The 22636-nt window shown below is 66.0% G+C and carries 21 protein-coding genes; 9 read left to right on the top strand and 12 right to left on the bottom strand.

Translation table 11 applies throughout. From position 1 onward, the window contains the following. Position 1: 1 nt before the first annotated feature. The 6 genes from QCE64_RS25475 to QCE64_RS25450 form a co-directional block, all read right to left on the bottom strand. The gene (locus QCE64_RS25475; protein WP_404987438.1) at positions 2-1465 is read right to left on the bottom strand and encodes an efflux transporter outer membrane subunit; all 1464 of its coding nucleotides are present in this window, start codon (positions 1463-1465) and stop codon (positions 2-4) included. After that, complete coding sequence (locus QCE64_RS25470; protein ID WP_309924354.1) at positions 1462-2427, bottom strand: HlyD family secretion protein; 966 nt, start codon at positions 2425-2427, stop codon at positions 1462-1464. Before QCE64_RS25470 ends, QCE64_RS25475 begins: the two co-directional genes overlap by 4 nt. Beyond that, entirely contained in the window at positions 2424-2633 is a 210-nt protein-coding gene (locus tag QCE64_RS25465) for a DUF1656 domain-containing protein (protein WP_309817100.1), read from the bottom strand. The genes QCE64_RS25470 and QCE64_RS25465 overlap by 4 nt, the downstream gene beginning before the upstream one ends. Positions 2634-2667: 34 nt before the next feature. Beyond that, positions 2668-4770, bottom strand: a complete 2103-nt coding sequence (locus tag QCE64_RS25460) for an FUSC family protein (protein ID WP_310006892.1) — start codon at positions 4768-4770, stop codon at positions 2668-2670. 4 nt (positions 4771-4774) lie between these two features. Next, positions 4775-5284: a MarR family transcriptional regulator gene (locus QCE64_RS25455; protein ID WP_309924349.1), complete on the bottom strand. Its 510-nt coding sequence runs from the start codon at positions 5282-5284 to the stop codon at positions 4775-4777. Between the two features lie 110 nt (positions 5285-5394). Then, positions 5395-6276 (bottom strand): LysR family transcriptional regulator, encoded by an 882-nt coding sequence (locus QCE64_RS25450; RefSeq protein ID WP_309933722.1) that lies wholly within the window; start codon positions 6274-6276, stop codon positions 5395-5397. 102 nt (positions 6277-6378) lie between these two features. On the opposite strand from QCE64_RS25450, the gene ampC reads away from it, so the two are divergent. From ampC to QCE64_RS25435, 3 genes are all read left to right on the top strand, one after another. After that, positions 6379-7569 carry a class C beta-lactamase gene (gene ampC, locus QCE64_RS25445; protein WP_404987437.1) on the top strand — a complete coding sequence of 397 codons (1191 nt, stop codon included), beginning with the start codon at positions 6379-6381 and terminating at the stop codon, positions 7567-7569. A 3-nt stretch (positions 7570-7572) separates the two neighbouring features. Then, the gene (locus QCE64_RS25440; protein WP_309924346.1) at positions 7573-8466 is read left to right on the top strand and encodes a LysR substrate-binding domain-containing protein; all 894 of its coding nucleotides are present in this window, start codon (positions 7573-7575) and stop codon (positions 8464-8466) included. Positions 8467-8559: 93 nt separating this feature from the next. After that, a complete protein-coding gene (locus tag QCE64_RS25435; RefSeq protein WP_310006890.1) occupies positions 8560-10530 on the top strand; it encodes an aconitase family protein in 1971 nt (656 codons plus the stop codon). Between the two features lie 9 nt (positions 10531-10539). Here QCE64_RS25435 and QCE64_RS25430 read toward each other — a convergent pair whose 3' ends face one another. Further along, positions 10540-11841, bottom strand: a complete 1302-nt coding sequence (locus QCE64_RS25430; RefSeq protein WP_309924341.1) for an aspartate aminotransferase family protein — start codon at positions 11839-11841, stop codon at positions 10540-10542. Positions 11842-12074: 233 nt separating this feature from the next. Here QCE64_RS25430 and QCE64_RS25425 point away from each other — a divergent pair, with 233 nt between their 5' ends. Beyond that, the gene (locus QCE64_RS25425) at positions 12075-13106 is read left to right on the top strand and encodes a porin (protein ID WP_309933716.1); all 1032 of its coding nucleotides are present in this window, start codon (positions 12075-12077) and stop codon (positions 13104-13106) included. Positions 13107-13179: 73 nt separating this feature from the next. On the opposite strand, the gene QCE64_RS25420 is transcribed toward QCE64_RS25425, so the two are convergent. After that, positions 13180-13809 (bottom strand): FMN-binding negative transcriptional regulator, encoded by a 630-nt coding sequence (locus QCE64_RS25420; RefSeq protein WP_309933714.1) that lies wholly within the window; start codon positions 13807-13809, stop codon positions 13180-13182. An 87-nt stretch (positions 13810-13896) separates the two neighbouring features. Between QCE64_RS25420 and QCE64_RS25415 the strand changes: the two genes are divergently transcribed. Next, positions 13897-15354: a PLP-dependent aminotransferase family protein gene (locus QCE64_RS25415; RefSeq protein ID WP_310006887.1), complete on the top strand. Its 1458-nt coding sequence runs from the start codon at positions 13897-13899 to the stop codon at positions 15352-15354. Positions 15355-15414: 60 nt separating this feature from the next. Here QCE64_RS25415 and QCE64_RS25410 read toward each other — a convergent pair whose 3' ends face one another. Then, the gene (locus QCE64_RS25410) at positions 15415-15690 is read right to left on the bottom strand and encodes a hypothetical protein (protein ID WP_309924330.1); all 276 of its coding nucleotides are present in this window, start codon (positions 15688-15690) and stop codon (positions 15415-15417) included. Positions 15691-16434: 744 nt separating this feature from the next. Here QCE64_RS25410 and QCE64_RS25405 point away from each other — a divergent pair. The 4 genes from QCE64_RS25405 to QCE64_RS25390 all read left to right on the top strand — a co-directional run bounded on the left by QCE64_RS25405 (position 16435) and on the right by QCE64_RS25390 (position 21294). Further along, entirely contained in the window at positions 16435-17955 is a 1521-nt protein-coding gene (locus tag QCE64_RS25405; protein WP_309924327.1) for an efflux transporter outer membrane subunit, read from the top strand. A 30-nt stretch (positions 17956-17985) separates the two neighbouring features. Next, positions 17986-19146, top strand: a complete 1161-nt coding sequence (locus QCE64_RS25400; protein ID WP_309933711.1) for an HlyD family efflux transporter periplasmic adaptor subunit — start codon at positions 17986-17988, stop codon at positions 19144-19146. Positions 19147-19171: 25 nt separating this feature from the next. Next, a complete protein-coding gene (locus tag QCE64_RS25395; protein WP_309924324.1) occupies positions 19172-20719 on the top strand; it encodes a DHA2 family efflux MFS transporter permease subunit in 1548 nt (515 codons plus the stop codon). A 203-nt stretch (positions 20720-20922) separates the two neighbouring features. Then, a complete protein-coding gene (locus QCE64_RS25390) occupies positions 20923-21294 on the top strand; it encodes a BON domain-containing protein (protein WP_309924322.1) in 372 nt (123 codons plus the stop codon). Between the two features lie 83 nt (positions 21295-21377). Here QCE64_RS25390 and QCE64_RS25385 read toward each other — a convergent pair whose 3' ends face one another. The 3 genes from QCE64_RS25385 to QCE64_RS25375 are packed head-to-tail and all read right to left on the bottom strand — an operon-like array spanning position 21378 to position 22234. Next, positions 21378-21635 carry a hypothetical protein gene (locus QCE64_RS25385; RefSeq protein ID WP_309924319.1) on the bottom strand — a complete coding sequence of 86 codons (258 nt, stop codon included), beginning with the start codon at positions 21633-21635 and terminating at the stop codon, positions 21378-21380. Positions 21636-21676: 41 nt separating this feature from the next. After that, positions 21677-21934, bottom strand: a complete 258-nt coding sequence (locus QCE64_RS25380; RefSeq protein ID WP_309924317.1) for a hypothetical protein — start codon at positions 21932-21934, stop codon at positions 21677-21679. Between the two features lie 42 nt (positions 21935-21976). Then, positions 21977-22234: a hypothetical protein gene (locus QCE64_RS25375; RefSeq protein ID WP_309924315.1), complete on the bottom strand. Its 258-nt coding sequence runs from the start codon at positions 22232-22234 to the stop codon at positions 21977-21979. Positions 22235-22636 lie beyond the last annotated feature (402 nt).

The following is a 22636-nucleotide window of genomic DNA, read 5'->3' as shown; positions in this document are numbered from 1 at the left end:
CTTACTTCCCCTTGCCGTTCTGCGCGACGGCTTCGTCCGTTTCCCAGCCGCCGCCGAGCGCGAGGAACAGGTTCACCTGATCCACCGCCACTTGGCCCTCGGCTGCGGCGACCTGCGCGGCCACGCCGGTCAGCGTGCGCGTGGCGTCGAGGTCGTTGAGGAACGACTCTCGGCCCGCGCGATACAGCTGATTGGTTTCATCGGCGGACTGGGTGGCCGAACGGTACGCGACGCGCAAGGCATCAGCGCGCGTCGTGTCCGAGGCATACGTGGCGAGATTGCTCTGCGTTTCCTGCAAGGCCTTCAGCACGACGCCGTCGAAGTGCGCGAGCGCACCGCTGCTCGATGCTTCCGCCTGCAGTACGCGGGCGCGCTGGCCGTTGATCGGAAAGCTCCAGCTGATCAGCGGACCGAACGCCCAGCGGTTTGTATTCGCGCCGAACAGGTCTTCCGCGACGCCCACCGATCCCACCGACGCCCCCAGACTCACCGACGGATACAGCGCCGCCGTTGCCACGCCGATGCGCGCCGTCGACGACGCCAGTTGCCGTTCGGCCTGCCGCAGGTCGGGACGGCGCTTGAGCAGCGCGGCGCCATCGCCGACCGGAATCGGCGCGCGCAGCCGCGGCAGCTTGCGGCAGGCGAGCGCGGCCTTGGGCAGATCGGCGGGGGAGCGCGCCAGCAGCATCGCCAGGCGATATTGCGCGACCCGGCGGCGGGCGACGAAACGCGGAATGTCGGCGGCGAGCGTATCGGCCTGGGTTTGACCGCGCGTGACTTCGGACTGGTTGCCGCGGCCCGCGTCGCGCAGACGCTGCGTGAGCTTCACGCGCTGCTTTTGCAGATCCAGCGACTTGCGCGCGATCTCCAGTTCCTCCGCCGCCGAGCACGATTCGACATAGGCCCGCACGACATCGGCGACCACCGTGATGCGCGCGAGGTCCTGCGCGGCTTCGACCGCTTCGTCATCGGCGTTCGCGGCTTCGATGCCGCGCCTGATCTTGCCGAACAGGTCGAGCTCGTAGGACACGGACACATCGAGCGCGCCTTCGTTGACGACCGGAAGTTTCTCCGTCAACAGATACTGTTCCGCCGATTCCTGCGCGCGCTGGAACGCCGCCGACGACTTGCCGGAGAAGCCGCCTTGCTGGTTCGCGAATTCCACTTCGGCACGCGAACGCGCGAGGTTCGCCGCCGCGACGCGCAGGTCCGCATTCGACGCGAGCGCCTGCTCGACGAGTTGATCGACTACCGGATCGTCGTAGAGCCGCCACCATTTCGACGGCACCGCGCCCTGCGTGACGGGCGCCTGATCGGCGCCGTCGAGCGGCGCGTTCGCGTAGGGCGCGTTGACGGCGGCCTTGTCGGGTAGCGTGTAGTCCGGTCCGACCGTCATGCAGCCGGCCAGCGCGAAGGCCGTCGCCGCCGCGAATGCCAGCCCCTTCATCGTGCGCACGCCGTTCATTGCGAGGCACCTGAAGCCGGTGCAGCAACGCTCGACGTCGGCGCGGGCGCGGAAGCGGGCGATGTCTCCGACGCCGCGCGCTTGCCGATCGCCGGCCCGATGCCGCGCACCGACACCGTCGCCGTGCGGCCCGCGATCAAACGAAAGTCGGCCGGAATTTCATCGAGCGTCACGCGCACCGGAATGCGCTGCGCGAGCCGCACCCAGCTGAAGGCCGGGTTCACGTTCGGCAGCAGGCTCGGGCTTTGTTGCCGGTCACGGTCCTCGATCGCCGCGACAATGCTCTGCACATGTCCGCGCAGCACGTTCGGCTCGCCCATCACCTTGATGTCCACCGGCTGGCCGATGTCGATGCCGTGCAGCTTGGTTTCCTCGAAGTAGCCATCCACGCGGAACGAATGCATGTCGACCACGGAGAGCACCGCGCGCCCGGCCGCGATGTATTCGCCGACGCGCGGCGCGCGGTCGTTCAGATAGCCGTCCACGGGGCTGACGATTTCGGTGCGGTCGAGATTGAGCCGGGCCGTATCGATGGCGACTTCAGCGTCCGCGAGCGCGGCCGTGGCCGTCTCGACGCGCGAATGGGTTTCCTCGGTCACTTCGCGCGCCACCAGATTGCCGAGCGAGCGGTTGCGCACGTCTTCGCGGCGCGCCTGATCGAGCGTCGCGCGGCGCTGCTGCGCGGCGGCCTGGGCGTTGCGCAGCGCCAGCGCATAGCGGGCGCGGTCGATCACGAACAGCACGTCGCCCTTCTTCACTTGCTGGTTGTCGGTCACATGCACTTCGGTGATGAGCCCGGACACGTCCGGTGCGACCTGGATGACGTCGGCGCGCACGTGCCCGTCGCGGGTCCAGGGCGCGAACATGTAGTAATCGACCAGCTTCCACAGCACGACGGCCGCAATGGTCACGACGATGAGCGTAAGCAGAATCTGCCCGAGGGAGAACCAGGTTTTTTTCACGAGATGAGCCGCTGCGAAACGATGACGACAAGACCCAGCACCAGCACGTAGATGCCGAGATCGAAAATGGAGCGATGCCAGACGAACCGGTAGAAGCCGACGCGCGCGAGCACGGTGCGGATCGCCAGGTTCACGAGGTAGGCGACGAACATCAGCACCAGCACGGCCGGCACGAACACGCCAAGGATGTCGATTTCGCCGATCATGTTGGGCGTTCCGTTGACAAGGAGGTGACGAGAATCATGCCGGCTCCTCACGCGGCGCGGCGCCGTTCTGCGCGGCCGTTTGTGTTTCCGGCGGATGCAGCGACAGGCGCATGCCGACCAGCGCATGCAGCGTGTCGCGCAGCCACCTTTCGGCGACGGCATCGGCGGCGGGCGACTGCGCAATGGCGCGGGCAGCCACTTGCGCGCTGGCCGAATCGATGCCGCGAATCAGTTCCGGCGGCACCGGCTGGCGCGCGCGGCGCGCGATGCAGGACTGGAAATAACCGCGCAGCGCGTCGAGCACGGCATCGACGGAATACTGGAGTTCCGCCGGCAGCTTGCGGCGCGAGCGGCGCAGATCGAGGGCATTCAGCGCGACGCGGAAATCGCGGAAGCTCTCGATGGAAGGATGGCGCTGCGAATCGCTCGATGCATGACGCGGCAGCAGTTGCATCAGGCGATCGAGCATGCGCGCGTAGAGATTGCGCTGATCGTCGATGACTTCCGCCGAGGACGCGCTCACCACGATATCCGCCCACGCCGAACGCGTGAGCCGCGCGGCGGCGAGTTCCGCGCCGAACGGCCGCGTCATGCGCGTCCAGATGAACGCGAACAGCAGGCCCGCCACGCCGGCGAGGTTGCTGTTGATGAAGACGAAGAAGTTCGCCTCGTAGGCGCTCTGGATGCTGATGAAGGTGGCCGTGTTCACCGCCACGAGCATGGTCACGAGATTGAAGCGCGGGCGCGGAATCAGCGTGCCGATGATGAGGAACGGCACCGCGAAGATGATGACGAGCATCGGGAAATCATGCACGTGCGGCAGCACTGCGAACACGTACAGGCCCGCCAGCACCACGCTCATGCAGGTCGCGACGAAGAATGTGAAGACTTGCGGCGCGGGTTCGTCGAGTGCGGCGAAGAAGCAGCAGGCCACGGCTGCGAGCGTCACCGCGCCGGCGCCGTCGTTCCAGCCGGATTCGATCCACAGGCTGCACGCGACGATGATCGCGCTCACCGCGACGCCGGTCGAGAACAGCATCATGCCGCGGTCGAAGAAGCGCGCCGTGCCGCCCAGCCGCCAGTGGCGGAAGTGCGGACGCCATTCGCTCGTCTCGTTGAGGATGGCCGCGCGCAGCGCGCGGATGTCCTGCCACACGTCGATCACCTGTCCGAGCCGCCACAGCGCATTGGAGAGCAGCGCGCCGTCCAGCGTGGCCAGCGCCTCGACGGACGGGCGCATGGCAAGGATGCGCGCGCGGAACGCATCCGGCGCGGCTTCGTGCTCGATCTCTTCCGCCGAGCGCGGCGCAGGCGTGCCGACCCAGTCGGCCACGTCCTTCAGCAGCGCTTCGAGCCCTTCCGGATATTGCCGGTGCTTGTCGAACAGTTCGATCAGCGGATCGGCCATCGATGAAATCAGCGGCAGGAAAATCTGCATGCGGCCCTGCAAAGCGCGCGCGCGGCGGATGATGTCGGGCCGCGCGTGATCGTAGGTCAGCTGGCTCAGCAGCAGTTCCAGGCCATTGACCGTGGCCGCGAGCCGCTGGCGCGTCGCCGAGAGCGTCGCGCCCGCGATATGGCCGGAGAGCGTTTCGCTCGCATAGAACGCGGCGTCGCGGAACCAGGCGTCCGTGCGTTCGACCAGCGTGGGCGCGAGCCGGCTCGGAAACACCGCACTGCCCACCACGCTCGCCACCACGATGCCGAGCAGGATTTCCTCGGTGCGGGTCATCGCCAGGTCGAAGACGATGGTCGGGTCCGTGACGGCGGGCAGCGCGATCAGCGGCAAGGTATAGCCCGCCAGCAGGAACACATAGCTGCGCGCGCTGCGGTCGAACATCGAGAGATAGAGCAGGGTGCCGGTCCACAGCGCGACGACCACGCTGAACAGATACGGCGATTCCACGAAGGGCGGCACGATCAGCACCGCGCCCGCCGCGCCGATCATCGTGCCGAGCGCGCGATAGAGCGCCTTCGAGCGCGTCGCGCCGACGAAGGGATTCGACACGATATAGACGGTCGCCATCGCCCAGTAGGGACGCGGCAATTGCAGCGCGAGGCCGATGTACAGCGCGATCATCGCGGCCGCGAAGGTCTTGGCGGAGAAGAGCCATTCGCGCGCGGAAGGAAAGGACATGTGGCTAGGCTCCGCGTTTCGCGGCGGGCCGGGCCGGCTTGGGCTGCGGTTCGACGGCGGCCATCGCGGCGAGGAGATTGCCGTCGGACAGGTCGCTGAAGGCGTTGAGCACGCGCAACGTGGTTTCCAGATCGGCGCGGCTCACGCCCTTGAGCAGCCGCGCGCGCAGCGTGATCAGCCGCTCTTCCATGCGCGTGGTGACGGCGCGGCCTTCGTCGGTCAGCGTGATGGTCTTGGCGCGGCGGTCTTCCGGGTCTTCGTCGCGGCGCACGAGGCCTGCCGCGCACAACTGGTCGAGCAGCCGCACCAGCGAAGGCCCTTCAATGCCGACATGTTCCGCAAGGGTCACCTGGCGGACGGCCTCGCCGAGGCGGTTGGCGGTCAGGAGCGGCACCGCGCAGGCTTCCGATACACCGTACGAGGCGAGCACGCCGTGACTGGTGCGGCGCCAGCGTCGCGCCGCGAGCACGAGCGTGCTGCTGACGGAGCGGCGCAGGAGGTCGAGAGAGGTCATGGGCCGCGATTATAGCCAGAACTCTATTCGTTAGCCTCCTATCGAACGATAAACAACGGAGGAATTTTCTTTCAGCTTGCTTGCTTGCTGGAGCGGGCCGTCGAAAAGGCTCAGGGCGTCGCGCCTGCTTCGGCGACGATCCAGTCGCGAAACAGCCGCATGCCCGGCGAGAGGCGCCGCGAGCGCGGCCACGTGAGCCAGTAGCTGCCGGTCTTCACTTCGATGTCGAACGGCCGTGCCAGCAGTCCGGTACGCAACTCGCGCTCGAACATGCGCGACGGCACGAGCGCGACGCCCGCGCCCTGCAACGCGGCTTCGACCATCAGGCGCGAGGAATCGAACACGGGGCCGTTCAGGGTCCAGGCGTCGAGCCCGGCGGCTTCGAACCAGCTGGTCCAGTCGTCCGCGCGATAGGAGCGCAGCAGCACTTGGTTTGCAAGGTCGGCAGGCGTGCGCAGGTTGCGTGCGATCTCGGGCGTACAGAGCACGGCGAGCGGTGCGTCGAGGAGCATGGCGCTGTGCGTCGCGGGCCAGGCGCCGGTGCCGAAGCGAATGGCGAAGTCGAGTCCTTCCGATGCCGGATCGACGAGATTGTTATGCGTGAGCAGCCGCAATTCGACGAACGGATGCGTCTGCGCGAAGGCCTTCATGCGCGGCATCAGCCAGCCGACCGCGAACGTGCCGACCACGCCCACCGTCAGCACCTCGTGGAAATGCCCGCCCTCGAACTGCTTGAGCACCGCTTCCATGCGGCCGAACGAATCGCTCAGCACGGGAAGCAGCGCGCGGCCTTCGTCGGTGAGGCCGAGACCGCGCGGCAGGCGTTTGAAGAGCGGCGTGCCGAGACGTTCTTCGAGTGCGCGCACCTGCTGGCTGACGGCGGCCTGGGTGACGCTCAGTTCCTGTGCGGCGCGCGTGAAACTCAGGTGCCGTGCCGAGGCTTCGAAGGCGCGCAACGCATTCAGCGGAAGATAAGGACGCAGGTTTCGCATAAGTTTTTCTTTTGGCTTGGGCAAATTATCGTCGATTGCGGCGCAGCCTGAAACGGCGGATATTTCGCTTCGGCTCAATCACGGCAATTAAGAGAAGCTTCGATGAACATTAAAATCCGCAAGATGGTGTGTCTGGCACTGGCCAGTTTTTCTTTTGGCGGCGCAATCTGTGCGGCGTTCGCCGCAGGTTCTGATAAGGCGAGCGTGCAGCACACGGTCGATGAAACCATCAAGCCCCTGATGGCGCTGCACGGCATTGCGGGCATGGCGGTGGGTGTTGTGGTGGGAGGCCGGGCGTATGTGTTCGACTACGGCGTGGCATCGAAGGAGACGAAGCAGCCCGTCACGCGCGATACGCTGTTCGAGCTCGGCTCCGTCAGCAAGACCTTCACCGCGACACTCGCCTCGTATGCCCAGACGAAAGGCGACTTGTCTTTGAACGATCCCGTCGGCAAGTATCTGCCGTCCCTGAACGGCAGCGAGTTCGGCAAGGTCACGCTGCTCAATCTCGGCACGCACACGCCGGGCGGCTTGCCGCTGCAGGTTCCCGACGACATCCACGACAACGCCCAGCTGTTGCACTACTTCAGCACGTGGCGACCGGCGCGGCCGCCCGGCACGGTGCGCACGTATTCGAATCCCGGTATCGGCACGCTGGGGCTCATTACCGCGAAGGCCATGAACCAGGACTTCGACGCGCTGATGCAGACGCGCCTCTTTCCCGCGCTCGGCCTGACGCACAGTTACATGCACGTACCCGCCGCGAAGCAGCGCGACTATGCCCAAGGCTATGCACAGGACGACCGGCCGATCCGCATGAAAGGCGGCGTGCTGTCTTCCGAGGCGTATGGCGTGCGCACCACGGCAGCCGACCTGACGCGCTTCATGCAGATCAACATGAATCAGGTACGTGTCGATCCGGCATGGCAGCGCGCGGTCACCGCGACGCACACGGGTTACTTCAAGGCGGGTCCGATGACGCAGGACCTGATCTGGGAGCAGTATCCGTATCCGGCGGCGTTGCCCGCGCTGCTGGAAGGAAACGGCCAGGCGATGATCCTGAACCCGACGCCCGTCACCGCAATCGATCCGCCGCAGCCGCCGCGCGATGAAGTCTGGATCAACAAGACCGGTTCGACGAACGGCTTCGGCACGTATATCGCGTTCGTGCCGAGCGAGGGCGTGGGCATCGTGATGCTGGCGAACCGCAACCTCCCGAACGACGACCGGGTGAAGGCCGCCTATGCGATCATCACGGCGCTGACCGGCGCACCCCAGAACAAAAAACGATGACGCATGCGGATCGATCCCTACAGTCTTGAACTCTTCATCTCCGTGGTCGAGGAGGGATCGATCGCGCGCGCCGCGAGCCGCGCGCACATCGCGCCTTCGGCGTTGAGCCGGCGGATCGCGGACCTGGAGAGCGCCATCGGCGCGGCGCTGCTGATCCGCTCGCCGGCGGGCGTGCAGATGACCGAGGCAGGCCAGCATGCCTATGCCGGCGCGCGCTCCATCCACCGTCAGCTCGAAGGCATGGCGCGCGAGATCCAGTCGCTGAGCGGGCAGGTGGCCGGCGTGGTGCGGCTGCATGCGAATGCGTCGGCCATCGTGGGTTTTCTTCCCGAGCGCCTGACGCGCTTCAAGGCGTGCTATCCGCTCGTCGACATCGCCCTGACCGAGCAGATCAGCGACGAAGTCATCCGCGCGTGCCTGGACGACCGCGCGGACGTCGGCATCTCGGCGCGCTCGAATGCACCGGCGGGTCTCGATACCTGGCATTTCGCCGCCGATCCGCTGATGGTCGTGCTGCCGCCCGATCACGCGCTCGCGCAAGCCGATGCCCTGAGTTTCGCGGACGTGGTGCGCTTTCCGCTCGTGGCATTGCAGGCGGGCGGCTCGCTCGATCAGACGCTCAAGGAACACGCCGACGCCGCCCGCGCGCCGCTCAACGTCTCCGTGACCGTCAACAGCTTCGACGCGCAGTGCCGCATGGTGGAGGCGGGGCTGGGCATCGGCATCGTGCCGACGAGCGCGGCGTCCGCCTTCGCGGGATCGCACAGCTTCGTGCGCGTGCCGCTGCACGAGACCTGGGCCAGCGCGCGTTCGCTGTGCGTGCATGCGCCGCGCAAGTCTTCGCGGCTGAAGGTCGTGCAGGCGCTGATCGACGTGTTGGTGGAGCAAGAGGGTTAACCCGGACATCGCATACCGCGATGTCCCCGCTGCCCATCCGGCACTTCCGCCGCGCATGCGTCCCGGTCTAGATTGGCAGGCAGGGAGAATGCGATGGCCACACTGCAATTGAACGGGCGGATTCTGTTTCTGAGCGCGGACGCGGACAAGGTCGAGCGGCAACTGGCGGGCGAAGACTTGTCGGCGGAAGCGGCAGCCCCGTTGCGCGACGATGTCTCCACCGACGAAATCACGCCCATCAGCGTACTCACGCGTTTCGACGAACGGCTCGGCCAGTGTCCGTATGTCGGCTTCCATGTGGACGGCCGCCGTCCGCTGGGCCGCGATGCCGTGCGCGCCGGCGGCTTCCAGGTGACCGTCGCGGGCAACCGCTACGGCAAGGGTTCATCGCGCGAACACAGCCCGCTCGCGGAGCACTACGCGGGCATCCGGCTCGTGATCGCCCGCAGCTTCGAGCGCATCTATCGGCAGAACGCGGACAATCTCGGCCTGTTCACCTCGACGGACTTCGGTCTGATCGAGCGCATCCGCCGTGGCGAGGCGATCGACATAGACGAACTGGTCGAAGGGCGCGATCCGCTCGCAGCCGCGATTCTGCGCAGCGGCGGCCTGTTGCGATACGGCCAGGCGCATATGCGCCGCGTGAGCATCAACGCGCCCTCCGACGATGCCGCGCCGCGCACCCTTGTCGAGAAAATTCTCGCGCGCCACGCGTTGACCACGGACGTTACGAATGCCTCGATCCAAGCGGGCAGCGGCATCTTCGTGCGCGCGGACTGGCGCTTCATCCACGAGTACTACACCGGCATGGCCGCGCACATGCTGCACGCGACCTTCGGCCGGCCGCTCGCGCTGCACGACGCGAACAGCATGCTCGCGTTCGAGGATCATCTGTCGTATTCGCATCGCAGCGAACTGCACGTACAGAACGGCTTGCTGCCGGACGTGCGCGAACTGTCGGCGGCGCATCGTGCGTTCGCGAGCGACTACGGCGTGCGCAATCACGGCTATCTGAACGAAAACGCCAGCGAAGTCGAAGAAGGCTCCGAAGGCATCTCGCACGCGATGATGGCCGAACGCTACGCGCTGCCGGGACAGGTCGTGGCCGGCACGGATTCGCATACGCCGCATAGCGGCGCGCTGGGCTGCGTCGCGTTCGGCGTCGGCACGACGGACATGGCGAACGCCTTCGTCACGGGCGCGGTGCGCATGACGGTGCCGGAGTCGCTGCGCATCGAGCTGCGCGGACCGGTGCCCGCCGGTGTGACCGCGAAGGACATCGTGCTGCATCTTCTCGCGGACCCGGCGATCCGCTCAGGCGCGGGCGTGGGCAAGGTGTTCGAATTCACCGGCACGGCCATCGCGGCCCTGTCCACCGACGAGCGCACCACGCTCACCAACATGACCGCCGAGCTGGGTGGTTTCACGGGCATCGTCGCGCCGGACGAGGAGACGGTGCGCTTTCTCAGGGAGCGGCGCGGCATCGAGTTCGTCATCGAACCGTGGATGCACAGCGACGCGCACGCGCAGTACGCGGGCCGCATCGAGATCGATTGCGCGCAGCTCACGCCGATGCTCGCCGCACCCGGCGATCCGGGCAATGGCGTCGCGCTGGCGGCGCTCGGTGAACGGCCGCGTATCGATATCGCTTATGGCGGCTCCTGCACGGCGGGCAAGCGCGAAGACTTCGATCACTATCACGCGGTGCTCGCCTGGGCGGCGGCGCGCGGACTGCGCGTGCCCGACCACGTCAGGCTGTATCTGCAATTTGGCACGCAGGACGTGCGCGACTACTGCATCGCGCGAGGCTATGTGGAGGCGTTCGAGCAAGTCGGCGCGATCCTGCTTCAGCCCGCTTGCGGGGCCTGCGCGAACTGCGGTCCGGGGTCGTCGACGGAATCCGCGCAGGTGACGATCAGCGCGATCAACCGCAACTTCCCGGGCCGCTCGGGCCCGGGCAAGGTGTGGCTCGCCAGCCCGCCGACGGTCGCGGCCAGCGCGCTGGCAGGCAGCGTGATGTCGTTCGCGGAATTGCGCAGCCGCTTCGCCGCCGACGCCGCCTGAACGCCACGCTCACAGCGAGCGCTGGATCGCCTGGCCGAGCAGGTCGAGACCGAGGTCGATCTCTTCCTCGCTGACGGTCAGCGGCGGCGCGATGCGGAACACGCCGCCCATGCCCGGCAACTGCACGATATTCATGCTGAGACCCAGTTCCATGCATGCACGCGTGATCTTCGCGCCGAGGCCATCGGCGGGTTCCTTGGTGCGCCGGTCCTTGACGATTTCCACGCCGAGCAGCAAGCCGCGTCCGCGCACGTCGCCGATGCAGTCGAAGCGCTCCATCAGATCCAGCAGGCCGCTCCTGAGCCGTTCGCTCATCTTGCCCGCGCGGGCGACCAGTCCTTCGTTCTCGACCACGTCGAGCACCCGCAAGCCGACTGCGGCGGGCAGGGGATCGGAGACGTGCGTCGTATAGAACAGATAACCGCGTTCGTGCGCGCGTTCCTCGATCTCGGCGGTGGTCAGCACGGCCGCGAGCGGCAGGCCTGCGCCGAGCGTCTTCGAGAGCGTCAGGATGTCGGGCGTGACGCCGTCGCGCTGGCAGGCGAACATCGTGCCGGTGCGGCCGACGCCGGTCTGCGCCTCGTCGAGGATCAGCAGCATGCCGCGCTCCTCGCACTTGCGCTTGAGCGCCGCCATGTAGCCTTCGGGAAGCTCGATGATGCCGCCCGAACTCAGGATGGGTTCCGCGATGAAGGCGGCGAGATTGCCGCTCGACTGGCGGTCGACGAGGTCGAACGCGTAGTCGAGTTCGGCGAGGTAATCGTAATGGCCGTTGCGCTCGAATTGCGGCCGGTAGGTGAAGGGCGCGGGAATCGCGAACGAGCCCACGGCGGCCGGTCCCACACCCTTGCGGCCCGCGCTGTATGTGGCGGAGGCCGCGTGCCCGGTCATGCCGTGCCACGACTGCGCGAAGCCGACCACTTCATAGCCGCCGGTCACGAGTTTCGCCATGCGGATGGCGGCTTCGTTGGATTCAGCGCCGGTGCTCAGCAACAGCGCGCGTTCGAGAGCGCCTGGCGCGACTTCGGCGAGGCGCGTCGCGAGATCGACGACCGGCCGCGACAGCATGCCGCTGAAGAGATGGTCCAGCTTGCCCGCGTACTCGTTGATCACCGAGACGATTTCTGGATGGCTGTGGCCCAGCACCGAACTCATCTGTCCCGAGGTGAAGTCCAGGATGGCGCGGCCGTCGGCGTCATAGACGAAGCTGCCTTGCGCGCGTTCGATGATCATCGGCTGGAAGGTGGCGCCGTAGCGGATCAGATGGTCTTGAGCGTTGCGCCAGAAGTGTGCGTCTTGGTTCAGGGACACGGTGCGTCTCCGGACGGAATGACAGGAAGGAACCTGCAGTCTAGTGGGCGCTGCGGCGACGGAGAATCGAATAGTTCTAATGTGAGCCAGAAAGGAGGCTAATACCTGTTGCCGGTTTTTGCACGAAGGCACGGATTGTTTCTGCCACGGTTATGATGTCGGGCGGCGCGCCCGGCCGTCTCGCATGCGGGCGCTTTCATTCGCGCTTTCAATCGAATAACAATACTTCATCGATGGTGCCGAACCGAACCGCCCGCGCAATCCGACATTCCTTTCTCTCACTCGCCACCTTGCTCACCTGTGGCGCAGTGCACGCGCAGAGCAGTGTCACGCTCTATGGCGTGATCGACACCAGCATCGAAGTCACCGATCCCGGTTCCTCATGGACGCCGCGCATGGATTCGGGCGCGTACCGCGGCTCGCGCTTCGGCGTGCGCGGCTCGGAGGCGCTGGGCGGCGACACGCGCCTGCTGTTCGATCTGGAGAGCGGCTTCAGCTCGGCCGACGGCACCTTCGCCACCGCCAACACGATCTTCAACCGGCAGGCGTGGATCGGCGTCGGCGCGCCGTGGGGCGAACTGCGCATGGGCCGCCAGTATTCGCCGATCTATATCCCGTTCAAGGGCGGGCTCGATGCATTCGGCGCGGGCACGATTGCATCGGGGCTCAACAACCTGTCGAAGATCACGCCCTATACGGACAACGGCATTGCGTATCTGTCGCCGGACTTCCACGGCTTCACGACCACGCTGATGCTCGCGTTGCGCGACACCGGCGACGGCAACGGCCTCGGCGGCTCGTATGAAACCTTTGCGTATCGCAACGGCCCGTTCCGGGTCTCGTATGCGCATCAGCAGACCAACGGCAGCGGCGCGTTGCGCTCCAATCTCGGCGGCGTGTCGTATCGCTTCGGCCATGCGACGGCCTTCGTCTCGTACTTCAACGGCGACGGCGGCACGCCGCGCTATCACGACGACGGCGTATCGGTATCGATGCGCTATGCGTTTTCACCGCGCTTGCGTGCATCGCTGGGCTACGCATTCGCGCGCGACCGCTCGGGCGGCGACAACGATGCCGACCAGTTCAGCGTCGCGTGCGAATACGATGTGTCGCCGGCGCTGCTGCTGTACGCGAGCGGCGCGCTGCTGCGCAATCGGAGCGACGCGACGTTCACGCTGCGCGGCGTGAACGTGGTCGGTTTGCCGGCGGCTTATCCTGGCGCGCCGATACGCGGTGTGCAGTTGGGCATGATCGAGCGCTTCTGACACGCGCGATCAGAAGCGATGCAGCAAGCCGATGCGCAAGGCGACTTGCGAGCTGAAAACGCCCCGCTGCGGCTCAAGCCGGACCAGCCCGGCGCATCTGTTCGGCGAGTTCGTCGTGTTCCCGCGCGGCGAGTGCATCGGCGGCGCCTTCGCGGTCGCGTGCTTCCTTGTTCTGACTGAGCTTGGACTTGCCCACCAGCGAGGTCAGCGCAATCTCGATCCCGACAATATTGCGCAGCATGCCTTCGATGAAATCGGCCGGCGCGTCGCCCATCTTCCACGGCGCCGGTTCGTTCGCCTCATGACGGCGCGTCAGGCGCGCCACGATGCCGCGCAGGAAGCGTTCGTCGTCGCGGATCGTGAGCGTGCCATGCGCGTGGACCACTTCGTAGTTCCAGGTCGGCACTTGCTTGTGCGCCTCGTGTTTGCTCGGATACCAGTTCGGCGAGATGTAGGCCTGCGCGCCCCGGAAGACGACCATCACCGGCGTGCCGGCGGGGCAGCGCTGCCAGATGTCGTTGGCGCGCGCGACGTGCGCCGTCAGCAGTCCATGCGTGCCGATGTCCGGATCGAACTCGAAGGGAATGTGGTTCGCGTCCAGCCCGGTAGCGTCATGCGTGACGAGCATGCCGAGCGGATGCGCATGGATGATGCGATGCAGTTCGTCGGGACGCGTGACGGCGAAGTGCGGCGGAATGTACATCGTGAGTCCTCGAACGGGGCGGGTGCGGAAGACGACACTCTCGCGTGAAACAGGCACAATGAGAAGATCCAGTTTTGGTGAATTCGCATGGGCCAGTTTGGCGAGCCGGGTGCCGGAACCAGCCGGCGCATCTACGACATGCTGCGCGCCCAGATGGCCGACGGCACGCTGCCCGCAGGCGCCCGCCTGCCTTCGACCCGCGCGCTGGCGGCGGACCTCGCGGTCTCGCGCACCACCGTGACCGCCGTCTACGAGCAGCTCGCGGCGGAAGGCTTCGTGCTCACGTCGGCGGGACGCGCGGCGCGGGTCGCGAGTCCGCCCGTTGCGCCCGCCGTGACGGGAGCGCCGCGTTCGTCGGTGCGCGCGCCGGTGCTGTCGGACTTCGGGCGGCGCGTGGCCGGCATCGCAACGCCGCCGCTGCCGCTGCCCGCGCCGGGCGGCATCCACTTCCTGTATGGCGCGGTGGCCGCGCGCGAGTTTCCGGCGCAACTCTGGCGGCGCGCCTGGCAAGCCGAGTTGCTGCGCCAGGAAGACAGCCTCTACTACGTGCCCCCCGAAGGCGACGCCGCGCTGCGCCGCGCATTGCAGACGTATCTGCGGCGGGCGCGCGGACTGGTCTGCGACGCCGAACGCATCCTGATCGTGAGCGGCGCGCAACAGGGCATCGACTTGTGCGCGCGGCTGCTGCTCGATCCCGGCGATGCCTTTGCCTTCGAGGATCCCGGTTACCTCATCGCGCGGCATAGTTTCGAGGCGGCCGGCGGGCGGCTCGTGCCGGTGCCCGTCGACGACTCCGGCCTCGACACGCGCTGTCTGCCGGCGGACGGCGCGCGGCTGGTCTACGTGACGCCTTCGCATCAGTTTCCGCTCGGCGGGGTGCTTCCGGTGGGACGTCGGCTCGGCCTGCTTCAATGGGCGCAGGCGCATGAAGCGTGGGTGATCGAAGACGACTACGACGGCGAATTCCGCTACGGCCAGCGTCCGATCGATGCGCTCCAGTCCATCGATTCGAGCGGCCGCGTGATCTACATCGGCACATTCTCGAAGGCGCTGTCGCCGCATTTGCGGCTCGGCTATCTGGTACTGCCCGACGCGCTGGTGAACGCGTTCCGTCAGGCCAAGCGTCTGAGCGACCGTCACGCGCCGGTGCTCGAACAGCGCGTGCTGGCGTCGTTGATCGAAAGCGGCTCATATGAACGGCATGTGCGCCGCATGCGTCGCGAGTACGAGCGGCGGCGCGCGGCGCTGCTGGACGCCATTGCCGCATCTTTGCCCGCCGACGCGCGCGTGGCAGGCACGGCCGCGGGACTGCATGTGGTGCTGTGGCTGCCGTCGCTGCGGCCCGACGATGAACCCGCGCTGGTCGCCGCGGCGCACGAAGCAGGCATCGGCGTTTATCCGGTGTCGCCGCTGTTCGCGAGTGCGCGTCGCGCGGCTTCGGCCCGCGTCGCGGGGCTGATGCTCGGCTACGCGAGCCTGACCGTGGAGGAGATTCGCCAGGGCATTGCGACGCTGGGGCGCGTCGTGGAGGCGTTCGAATCCTGAAAAGAAAAAAGGAGAAGGACGCGCGTGCGCGTCTTCTCCTCGTGTGCTGCCCGGCGATGCTTACAGCTTCATGCCGCCCAGCGCGCTGCCCACGGCGGTGAGTTGCTTCGTGACGTTGGTCAGATCGACGTCGGTGTGGGTCGAGGCATCGACTTGCGTGACGGGAGCTACGTTGGTCTGCGGGCTTGCGAACGACACGCCGCCCATCTGCCCGTTGGCGTTGATGCCGTTGTTCTGGAAGATGGTGCCGCTCTGGAAAATGGTGCCGCCGACGATGGCGCCCATTTCGGCACGGTCGAGGTCCTTGGTCACGGCGAGGTTGTCGATCTTCAGCATGGTCAGTCTCCTGGGTGGTTCGGTGGGTTGGTTGAGCACCAATCGTTGCGCTCGCACCTGCTTATGCGAGAGGTGTGCCAGGAGCGCGCACGCAACCTGAAGATCACGCCGGAGCCTTGTGCGGAAAGCCTGAGTGGGGTTTGATCCCGGTTGCGAAACCATCTTGGCGGCCACCGGACTGTCGGCGCCGATGAAACGGCAAGCCGCAATGTGTCGGCCACGGACCAACCATCGCGACAACAGCTCCCACGCAGCCGTTCGACAGCGTCGAACCGGCGATTCATCCGCCGCGCTCTGTTCCGGCCGACATGCCGCGACTATGCTTCGAACCGTCCGGACGTTTCGTTCAACGCTTCGAGATCCGAAGGGATCGCGCCGATGAAAGAGCGTCGTCGAGCTTCAACTTCTTCAACAGTGGCTGTCATGAATCGAGCAGTGACGATAACGGTTTCGATCCTCATAGCGGGGTCGATATTATCGATGGTGGCGTTTGCCGGAACTTCGCAGAAAGGCTGTGGGCTGATCCAGACGAACTTCGACGACTACACGGATTGCGTGGTCGACACGGGCCGCGGGAATCGCGCGGGGATCCATCTGTTCCCGTTGCACAGACGCCGTCATGGCATCGCGGACTCGGCGTAGCGATACGTGCTGCGCGACCCGCTCGTCACTTCCCGTCGAAGGAATCGTCGCGCCCATGCCCTTGTTCTTCAGGAAGCGATCACGCGCAGTCGAGCCGGACACATGAACGACCCTCTCAGGAAGCACGGACGGCGGCGTCTGTCCCCCTGGCCCGCGTCTGTCGCGGCGCTGAGCCTGGCCGGCTGCGTCAATTACATGGGCATCGGCAGCGACAAACAGATTGCGCCGGCATCGCACTACGAAACCGGCGCGAGCCTGCCCGCCGAGCACGGCGCGTGGCCGGCGATGGACTGGGCCATGCAGTTTGGCGATCCGCAATTGCCGCAGCTGATCGACGAAGCGCTGAAGGACGCGCCGACGATCGAGCAGGCGCTCAGCCGCATCGACAAGGCGGTGTCGCTGGTCGGCGGCGCGCGCGCCGGACTGGCTCCGAACGTGACCAGCAGTTATCAATGGAACCGGCAACGCTTCACGCTGAACACCCTCTATCCGCCGCCCTATGGCGGCACCTGGCAAAGCGAGAACACGGCGCTCCTGAGCGCGTCGTGGGATCTCGATCTGTGGGGCAAGAACCGCGATCGCCTGCACCAGGCCGTGTCGCAGCAAAAAGTTGCGGACGCCGAGGCTCAACTGGCGCGCATCACGCTCGCGGCATCGGTGGCGAGCACTTATAACGACCTGGCGCGCCTCTATGCGTTGCACGACCTCCAGGACAGCGAGGTGCAGAACCGTCAGGACATCGGACGGATCACGGACCGGCGCGTGACTGCGGGACTCGATACCGACGTCGAGCGCCAGACCGCCGAGGGCGAAACGGCGACCACGCACACCAACGTCAAGAGTCTCGACGGGCAGATCATCGCGACCCGCTATCAGCTCGCCGCCTTGCTCGGCGCGGGCCCGGATCGCGGCTTGAGCATCGCGCGGCCGTCGCTCGGGACGGGCGAGCCGATCATGCTGCCCGACAACCTGCCGGCCGACCTCTTGTCGCGCCGTCCGGACATCGTCGCTGCGTACTGGCAGGTCGATGCCGACATGCAGAACGTGAAGGAAGCGAAGGCCGAATTCTTCCCCGACATCAACCTGACCGCGGTGGCCGGACTCGACGCCTTCGGCTGGGGGCAGTTCCTGACCGCCCAGAGCAGCGCCATCCAGTTTGCGCCCGCCATCCATCTGCCGATCTTCGACGCCGGCGCGTTGCGCGCCCAGTTGAAGGGCCGCTACGCGGACTTCGACTATGACGTCGCGTCCTACAACCAGACGCTCGTCAATGCGCTTTCGGACGTGGCAACCCAGGTCGCGCAGATTCATTCGACGGACGCGCAACTGGTGGAGGCGCGCCGTGCGCTGAGCGCGCAGACCAAGGCCTGGCAGCTTGCGCTGGTGCGTTACCGGGCCGGCTTGATCGCGCAGTTGCAGCTGCTCGATGCCGACGACAACCGGCTCGCCGCCGCGACCACGGTCGTCACGCTGGAGATGAGCCGCCGCAGCATGCAGATCGCGCTGATCCGGGCGATGGGCGGCGGTTTCGACGGCTCCGGCGCAGCCCTCGCGGCGACGACGCCCGCTACGCCCACCACACCCACGACACCGATTCCTGCCCCGCGGCCGGGCCAGGAATAACCGCATTTTCGAGTCTTGCCGGAGCTATCGATGAACTCTCCCGCGTCACCGGCGCCCGTCAAAGCCGCGCGCCGCAAATGGCTGCTGACGCTGATCCTTGCCGTGGCCGTGCTGGCGGGCATAGGCTGGGGCGTCTATTACCTGCTGGTCGCGCGTTATCACATCGAGACCGACGATGCCTATGTGGACGGCAACATCGTGCAGATCACGCCGCAGACCTCGGGCACGGTGATCGCGGTCAATGCGAACGACACCCAGCTCGTGAGCGTGGGCGACACGGTCGTGCAGATCGATCCCGCCGATGCGCGCATCGCGCTCAAGCAGGCGGAAGCCGATCTGGGGCAGACGGTGCGCCGCACGCGCGGCCTGTACGTGGACAACGACCTGTATCGCGCCCAGATCGAGCAACGCCAGTCGGATCTCGCCAAGGCGCAGGCCGATCTGCGGCGGCGCCTGGATACCGGCACGAGCGGCGCCGTTTCGCAGGAAGACGTTTCACATGCGCGCGAGGCGGTCGTGTCCGCGCAAGCCGCGCTCGACGCGGCCCGGCAGCAGTTGAACGCCAATCTCGCGCTGACGGCCAACACGACGATCGCCGATCATCCCGACGTGCTGTCGAGCGCCACGCGCGTGCGCGACGCCTGGCTCGGCTATGCACGCACCACCTTGCCCGCGCCGGTGACGGGCTATGTCGCGCAACGGTCGGTGCAGGTCGGGCAGCGCGTTTCGCCCGGCATGCCGCTGATGTCGATCGTGCCGCTCGATCAGGTATGGGTCGATGCCAACTTCAAGGAAGTGCAGCTGCGCCATATCCGCATGGGTCAGGCCGTGGATCTGACCGCCGATGTCTACGGCTCCTCGGTCGTCTATCACGGCAAGGTGGTGGGCGTCACGCCCGGCACCGGCTCGGCGCTCGCGCTGCTGCCCGCGCAGAACGCGACCGGCAACTGGATCAAGATCGTGCAGCGGCTGGCGGTGCGTATCGGCATTCCGGCGGAGGAGTTGCGCAAGCACCCGTTGCGCGTGGGGCTTTCGATGAACGCGGACGTCGACGTGAAGAACACGTCGGGCGCGCAAGTTTCGACGATGCCGGTCCTTGCCGCCGGCGCCGCGGACCGGACCGACGTCTTCGCCCGTTACGGTGAAGAAGCCGAAGCCGCGATCGCGCGCATCGTCGACCACAACAAATAATCCCCGCCCGAGCTTCGACGATCCCATGTCCAAGGACTCCACGGAACTTCCTCCGCTGACGGGTGCGACGCTCGCGCTCGGCTCATTCAGCGTGGGCCTCGCCGGCTTCATGACGGTGCTCGATTCGTCGATCGCCAACGTCGCCATTCCGACCATCTCAGGCAACCTCGGCGTGTCCGGCGACCAGGGCACGTGGGTCATCACGGTGTTTTCCGCGGCCAACGCCATCTCGATTCCGCTGACGGGCTGGCTCACGGCGCGGGTCGGACAGGTGCGCCTGTTCGTCACCGCGATCCTGCTGTTCACGCTCGCGTCATGGTTGTGCGGCATGGCGCCGACCTTTCCGGTGCTGCTGCTCGCGCGCGTGCTGCAAGGCGCGGTCGCCGGGCCGTTGATCCCGATGTCGCAGGCGCTGCTGCTCAGTTCATGGCCGAAGGCGAAGTCGTCATTCGCGCTCTCGCTGTTCTCGATGGTGGTCGTGACCGGCCCGATCATCGGACCCGCGCTGGGCGGCTGGGTGACGGACAGCTTCAGCTGGTCGTGGATCTTCTTCATCAACGTGCCGGTCGGCCTGTTCGCGGCCGCGACGGTATGGATGATCTATCGCCGCCGCGATACGCCGGTGCACAAGCTGCCCGTCGATGTAGTCGGACTCGTGCTGCTGATCCTGTGGGTCGCATCCCTGCAGGTGATGCTCGACAAGGGGCAGGACCTCGACTGGTTCTCGTCGGGCACGATCGTCGTGCTGTGCATCTGCGCGGTGGTGGGGTTCTCGTTGTTCGTGGTCTGGGAGCTGACCGACCCCAACCCGATCGTCGACCTGACGCTCTTCAGGCAGCGCAACTTCCTCGGCGGCACGATTTCGATCTCCATTGCCTACGCGATCTTCTTCGGCACGCTCGTCCTGTTGCCGCAGTGGATGCAGGACTATCTCGGCTACCGCGCGGTGGATGCCGGCCTCGCCACCGCGCCGCTCGGCATCTTCGCGGTGATCGGCTCGCCGCTCGTGGGGCGCATGCTGCCGGGCTCGGACGCGCGCGTGATCGGCACGTTCGCGTTCATCGGCTTCGCCATCGTGTACTACATGCGCTCGTTCTTCTATGTCCAGTTGAGCGAGGACTACATCGTGCTGCCCACGCTGCTCCAGGGCATCCCGATGGCGCTGTTCTTCGCGCCGCTGACCGTCATCATCCTGTCGGGACAGCCGCCGGAAAAAGTGCCGGCCGCAGCCGGCCTCTCCACCTTCGCGCGTACGCTGGGCGGCGGTATCGGCACGTCGCTGGCGAGTGTCGTATGGAACGACCGCACGATCCTGCATCACGCCATCCTGACCCAGCATTCCAGCCCGAACAACCCGTTGTTCAACGCGCAGATGCAGGCCTACCATTCGCTGCTCGGCCTGGGGCAGGGCGCGTCGTACGCGCTGTTCCAGAGCACGGTGCAGACGCAATCGGCGATGCTCGGCCTCGACGACGTGTTCTACGGCGCGGCCATCGTCATGATCGCGATCATTCCGCTGATCTGGATCACGAAGCCTGACAAAGGCGGCGATACGACGGTCATCGCGCACTGAAGCACGCGTGCTTTGATCAGACCTGAAAGCGTGTCTGGCAGCGCGCTTTCCGGCAAGAAGGCGTGCAAGTTCGACTTTCATCCTGCAAGGCGCCGACTAGAATGATTCGAGGCGCGCCCTGATGAAACGGCGCGGCCCATCGTGGTCTCGAACATGACCTCAATCATGACCTCAAGCGTGGCCTCAAGGACAGGAGCTCGACAATGAAACTGATTCAGATGCTCAGACTGGCCGGCGTGGCAGTGGTGCTCGTTTCATCCGTCAGTGCGTGGTCGCAGACCAGCGATTCCGGCGCGGCCGCGGGTCAGTCCGGCACGCCCGCGGCGAGCGCCGGCACGTCGAAGAAGGCAATGCGGCAGGCCAATCGCGCGCTCAGCAGGAAGGTGGCGCAGGCGCTTCAGAAGGGCGGAGTGGATGTAGTCGGCATGAACGTGATTGCGAAGAGCGGCGCGATCACGCTGGCGGGTTATGCGCAGGATGCGAGCCAGATCGATCAGGCCACGTCGATCGCCAAGGGGGTGAGCGGCGTGCGCTCGGTGAAGAACTCGCTGACGATCCAGGAAGGCGGGCAATGAAAAAGACGAAGCGGTGAAGCGGTGAAGCAGAGGGGGAGAAGGAGACAGTTGTCCTGGTTCCTTCTCCCCGCGTGACGTCCTGCTTACAGCGCCATGCCGCCGATCAGGCTGCCCACCGCACTGACCGACTTCGTGATGGTCTTCACGTCGAGGTTCGTGTGGTTGGACGCATCGACTTGCGTGACCGGTGCGACGTTGGTCTGTGCGCTGCCGAAGGACACGCCGCCGATTTCTGCGTTGGCGTTGACGCCGTTGTTCTGGAACACGCTGCCGCCAGCGATGGCGCTCATTTCGGCACGGTCCAGGTCCTTGCTGACTGCGAGGTTGTCGATCTTCAACATGATGATGCTCCTTGAGATGAGAGGGGTCTTCAACAGGTGAATCAGAACTTGACGCCCTGCAGCAGGCTGCCGAGGGAATCGAGGGACTTCGTCACGTTCGTCAGGTCGAGCTTGGTGTATTGCGAGGCATCGACCTGGGTCACGGGCGCCACATTGACTTGCGGGCTCGCGAACGAGACGCCGCTCTGGTAGTTCGCATTGATGCCGTTGTTCTGCATGATGCTGAAGCCACCTGCGATGGCGCGCATTTCGGCACGGTCGAGGTCCTTGTGGACGGCGAGGTTGTCGATCTTCAACATGACGGGTCTCCTGATGGCCGGTTGGTATGGAATGGATGTGGATCAGATCGCGATGCCGCCCAGCGCGCTGCCGAGTGCGCCGACCGACTTCGTGATCGACTTCACGTCGAGGTCGAGGTGCTGTGAGGCATCGACTTGCGTGACGGGCGCGACGTTGGTCTGCGGGCTGGCGAAGGACACGCCGACGGCTTGCAGGTTGGCGTTGACGCCGTTGTTCTGGAACACGCTGCCGCCGACGATGGCGCCCATTTCGGCACGGTCGAGTTCTTTGCTGACGGCGAGGTTGTCGATCTTCAACATGATGAATCTCCTGGATGGCTGGTTGGGTTGGTTGAGCATGTCTCGTTGCGCTCGCAGCATCATTTGCGAGAGCCGTGCCAGGCGCGGTGCCAGCGCTTGATATTTTTCGTAAGTCGTTGATTGTATTAATGCATTTTGAATTCATTATGCGTTGATGCCTCGCCTGAGCGCGCGTGCGCCGCGGCCGGGTGTCGGGTCCGGCGAGACAGCCTGCCGATCACCTGTTGCCGGGTGCCGAACAGCGCGTCCGGTTGCCTGAAGCCGCACGAAAAAAAAGCCCGCTTCGGGAAGCGGGCAAGTCCTCCGGAGGAGGTAGAGGACGTGGCACAAACCACGAAGAGGCGCGCTCTTCGTGCAGGCGTGCGGTTCGGCTCTGTGAAGTCCCTTCCGCTTTTTTCGGAT

Source organism: Caballeronia sp. LZ043, assembly GCF_031451075.1.
GTDB lineage: Bacteria > Pseudomonadota > Gammaproteobacteria > Burkholderiales > Burkholderiaceae > Caballeronia.
Note: the sequence above shows the minus strand (reverse complement) of the source record. Positions and strands in the feature narration are given on the sequence as shown.